Raw genomic sequence first — 2,985 nt, 5'->3', positions numbered from 1 at the left:
CAGGCCCGCCTCCGGCGCCGGCCACTCGGCCGCGGCGCGGCGCAGGTCGATGCGCTGCGGCGGCGCCAGCGCCTGCGGCAGCGCGTCGGCGGCCAGCGCGAACCAGGCCTGATCCTGGTCCAGGCCAAGGAAGATGGCCTGCTCTGCCAGCGCGCCCAGGGCGGCGGCGCTGGCGATCAGCGGGCGTCCGTCGGCATCGGCATGCGCCTGGCCATCGGCTTCCAGCACCAGCACCCTGGCCTGTTCCCAGGCCTGGCGCAGCGCGGCCGGGTCGTTGCGTACGGCATCGGCACGGTCGATCGCAGGACCGGCGAAGGCGAAAGAGGCAGGCGTCGGATCGGACATGCGCCGCAGGGTGCAGGCAAACCGTGCGTCCCGCAAGCCGCAGCGTGTCTACACGCTGAAGCTGCTGCCGCACCCGCAGGTGGTCTTGGCGTTGGGATTGCGGATCACGAACTGCGCTCCGTGCAGGCCTTCGCTGTAATCCACTTCCGCGCCCATCAGGTATTGCAGGCTGAGCGGGTCGACCAGCAGGGTGACCTGGTCGGTCTGCACCGCCAGGTCGTCCTCGGCGCGGTTCTCGTCGAACTCGAAGCCGTACTGGAAGCCGGAACAGCCGCCGCCCTGGATGTAGACGCGCAGCGCCAGCGCATCGTTGCCTTCCTCGCGGATCAGCTCGCGCACCTTGGCCGCAGCGGCCGCGGTGAAGTTCAACGGCCGGTCCAGCGACTGGTAGTCGGGCGTGGGCGCGGCGCCGGGCAGGGAGACGAGAGTGCTCATGGCGGGAGAATGGGGACGGCGGACGGCCGAATCAAGCCTCGGCGGTGAGCGCGCGCGGCGGCTCGGCGTCGCCGGCGGCCTCGCGGTGCGCTTCCGGCGGCGCCAGCGCGGCGAGGCTGCCGGCGTGGATCAGGCGCCCGGTCAGCTGCGCGCCGGCGTTCATCTCCACCACCTGGTAGTGCACGTTGCCCTGCACCCGCGCCTTCGACGCCAGTTCCACGCGCTCGGCGGCATGCACGTCGCCGATCAGCTGGCCGTTGATGATCACCACCGGTGCGCGCACCTCGCCCTCGATGCTGCCGTGCTCGGACAGGGTCAGCGTGGCCGGCGCGCCGTCTTCGGCCACGACCTTGCCGAGGATGCGCCCTTCCACGTAGAGGCCGCCGCTGAACACCAGGTCGCCGCGGATCACCACCTGCGCGCCGATCAGCGTATCGACCACGGTCTGGCCGCTGTTGCGGCTGTTCTTGTTCCCAAACATAGGCTGATTATTCCCCTTTGCCGTTACCGGCCAATGTCCAATCGAAGGTCTGGCTGACCGGCGCCCCGCCGCCGCTCAATGCCACCCGCACCCGTTGCGGGGTGAAGCCCTTGGGCAGGATCACGCTGCCGTCCAGTTGCTGGAAGTAGCGGAACGAGTAGTCCTGCCCGGGCACACCGGTCTTCTGGTGCAGTTCGTCCCAGCCGACGCTGGTCAGTTTGCCGCCGCGCACGCCTTCCACGGTCAGCCGCAGTTGCCCCTGGCTGATCGCGCCACGGTTGAGGTTCTGGGTCAGCACCACGTTGTAGCGCCAGGTGCCGCCGGCCTCGGCGGAGAACTCCACCGAATGCACGCTCAAGCCCTTGCGCTGGCTGGTCGCGCCGACCAGGCGCTCGTAGAACGCCACGTCGGCACGCAGCCCGGCGATCTCCTCGTCGCGCTCGGCCAGCGAACTCTGCACCTCGTTGTTGGCGGCGCGGCTGATCTGGTCGGAACGGGCCAGGGTCGCCTGGCGCTGGTTGAGCGTCTCGATCTGCCGCTGCTGCGCCTGCAGGTTGCGTTCGGCCTCGCGCAACTGCGCGCTGACCGCACCGAGCCGCGGCGCGGCCTGGCGGCTGGCCAGCCACCAGGTCAGGGCCAGCGACAGCAGCCACAGCCCGGCGAGCAGCAACCACAGCCCGCGGCCACGGCGGGGCGCGGCGCCATTGGGCACGATCTGGAAACGGGGAACGGGTCGGTTCATGCGCGCTGCCGCGCCACCGAGGCGGCGCCGGCGTCGATCCTCGCGGGTCGGCCTGCTGGGCCACCTAGTGTAAGCCACCCTCCTGAGCGGCGCCGGACTGCGCGGCCGGCCCGCGCCGCGGGCTGGCCTTCGTGGCGGGCTTGGCCGATAGTGACCGGCATCCGTGCTTTGCAGGAGCGCCTGCCATGACCGACGCCCATCTCTTCGTAATCGGCATCCTGCTGGCCTGGCTGGCCGGCATCCGCGTCTACCTGACCGTGTTCGGCATCGGCCTGGCCGGCCTGCTCGGCTGGCTGGAGCTGCCGCCGGCGCTGCAGGCGACGCAGTCGTGGTGGGTGCTCGGCACCTCCGGCGCGCTGGCGCTGGCCGAGTTCTTCGCCGACAAGATCCCCGGCGTGGATTCGGTGTGGGACCTGCTGCAGACCCTGACCCGGATTCCGGCCGGCGCCTTCCTGGCCGCGGCCACGCTTTCGCCCGACGGCCAGCTGAGCGCCGGCGCGCTGGCCACCGGCGCGGGCGTGGCGCTGACCAGCCACGCGCTCAAGGCCGGCACCCGCGCCCTGCTCAACACCTCGCCGGAGCCGGCCAGCAACTGGATCGCCTCGCTGGCCGAGGATTCGGTGGTGATCGCCGCGCTGGCCCTGGCCCTCGCGCACCCGTGGCTGGCACTGGCCGTCGTGCTGGCGGCGAGCGCGCTCGGCGCGTTGCTGGTGTGGTGGACATGGCGCCTGCTGTGGCGGGGCATGCGCCGCCTGCTGGCCTCGCCGACGGCACCGGCCGGCAACGTCTCGCACCCCGGCGCACAGCCATCGTGAACTTCGTCGCATAATTGGACGCGCCCCAGGAACCAGACGCGATGCCCGCCAACGACACCGCTCCGCTTTCCCTTCGCGAGGACGCGCGCGCGCGCCATGTCCGCGCCGAGACCCCGCCGCCGCACTACTGGCGGCGCTGGGTCGGCGACGCGGAGCGCGCGGCGCCC

5 protein-coding genes are annotated in these 2,985 nt (G+C 71.8%); 1 reads left to right on the top strand and 4 read right to left on the bottom strand.

What is annotated here, in order from left to right:
- The 4 genes from D180_RS08500 to D180_RS08485 form a co-directional block, all read right to left on the bottom strand.
- A partial coding sequence (locus D180_RS08500) for an NUDIX-like domain-containing protein (RefSeq protein ID WP_017912461.1) occupies nt 1–345 on the bottom strand: 345 nt, incomplete at its 3' end.
- Nucleotides 346–393: 48 nt separating this feature from the next.
- Nucleotides 394–780, bottom strand: a complete 387-nt coding sequence (erpA, locus tag D180_RS08495; protein WP_017908990.1) for an iron-sulfur cluster insertion protein ErpA — start codon at nt 778–780, stop codon at nt 394–396.
- Between the two features lie 31 nt (nt 781–811).
- Nucleotides 812–1,261: a polymer-forming cytoskeletal protein gene (locus D180_RS08490; RefSeq protein WP_017908989.1), complete on the bottom strand. Its 450-nt coding sequence runs from the start codon at nt 1,259–1,261 to the stop codon at nt 812–814.
- A gap of 7 nt (nt 1,262–1,268) precedes the next feature.
- A complete protein-coding gene (locus tag D180_RS08485; RefSeq protein ID WP_017912460.1) occupies nt 1,269–2,003 on the bottom strand; it encodes a DUF6776 family protein in 735 nt (244 codons plus the stop codon).
- Nucleotides 2,004–2,188: 185 nt separating this feature from the next.
- On the opposite strand from D180_RS08485, the gene D180_RS08480 reads away from it, so the two are divergent.
- Complete coding sequence (locus D180_RS08480) at nt 2,189–2,818, top strand: DUF4126 domain-containing protein (protein ID WP_017912459.1); 630 nt, start codon at nt 2,189–2,191, stop codon at nt 2,816–2,818.
- The last annotated feature ends 167 nt before the right edge of the window (nt 2,819–2,985 follow it).

The organism is Xanthomonas sp. SHU 166 (genome assembly GCF_000364685.1).
GTDB classification, from domain to species: domain Bacteria; phylum Pseudomonadota; class Gammaproteobacteria; order Xanthomonadales; family Xanthomonadaceae; genus Xanthomonas_A; species Xanthomonas_A sontii.
This window is presented reverse-complemented; position numbering and strand designations above follow the sequence as displayed.

Excerpts from the sequence above, each read along its gene's own strand:
- erpA (WP_017908990.1), bottom strand. The coding sequence starts at position 780 with ATGAGCACTCTCGTCTCCCTGCCCGGCGCCGCGCCCACGCCCGACTAC.
- D180_RS08480 (WP_017912459.1), top strand. The coding sequence starts at position 2,189 with ATGACCGACGCCCATCTCTTCGTAATCGGCATCCTGCTGGCCTGGCTG.
- D180_RS08485 (WP_017912460.1), bottom strand. The coding sequence starts at position 2,003 with ATGAACCGACCCGTTCCCCGTTTCCAGATCGTGCCCAATGGCGCCGCG.
- D180_RS08490 (WP_017908989.1), bottom strand. The coding sequence starts at position 1,261 with ATGTTTGGGAACAAGAACAGCCGCAACAGCGGCCAGACCGTGGTCGAT.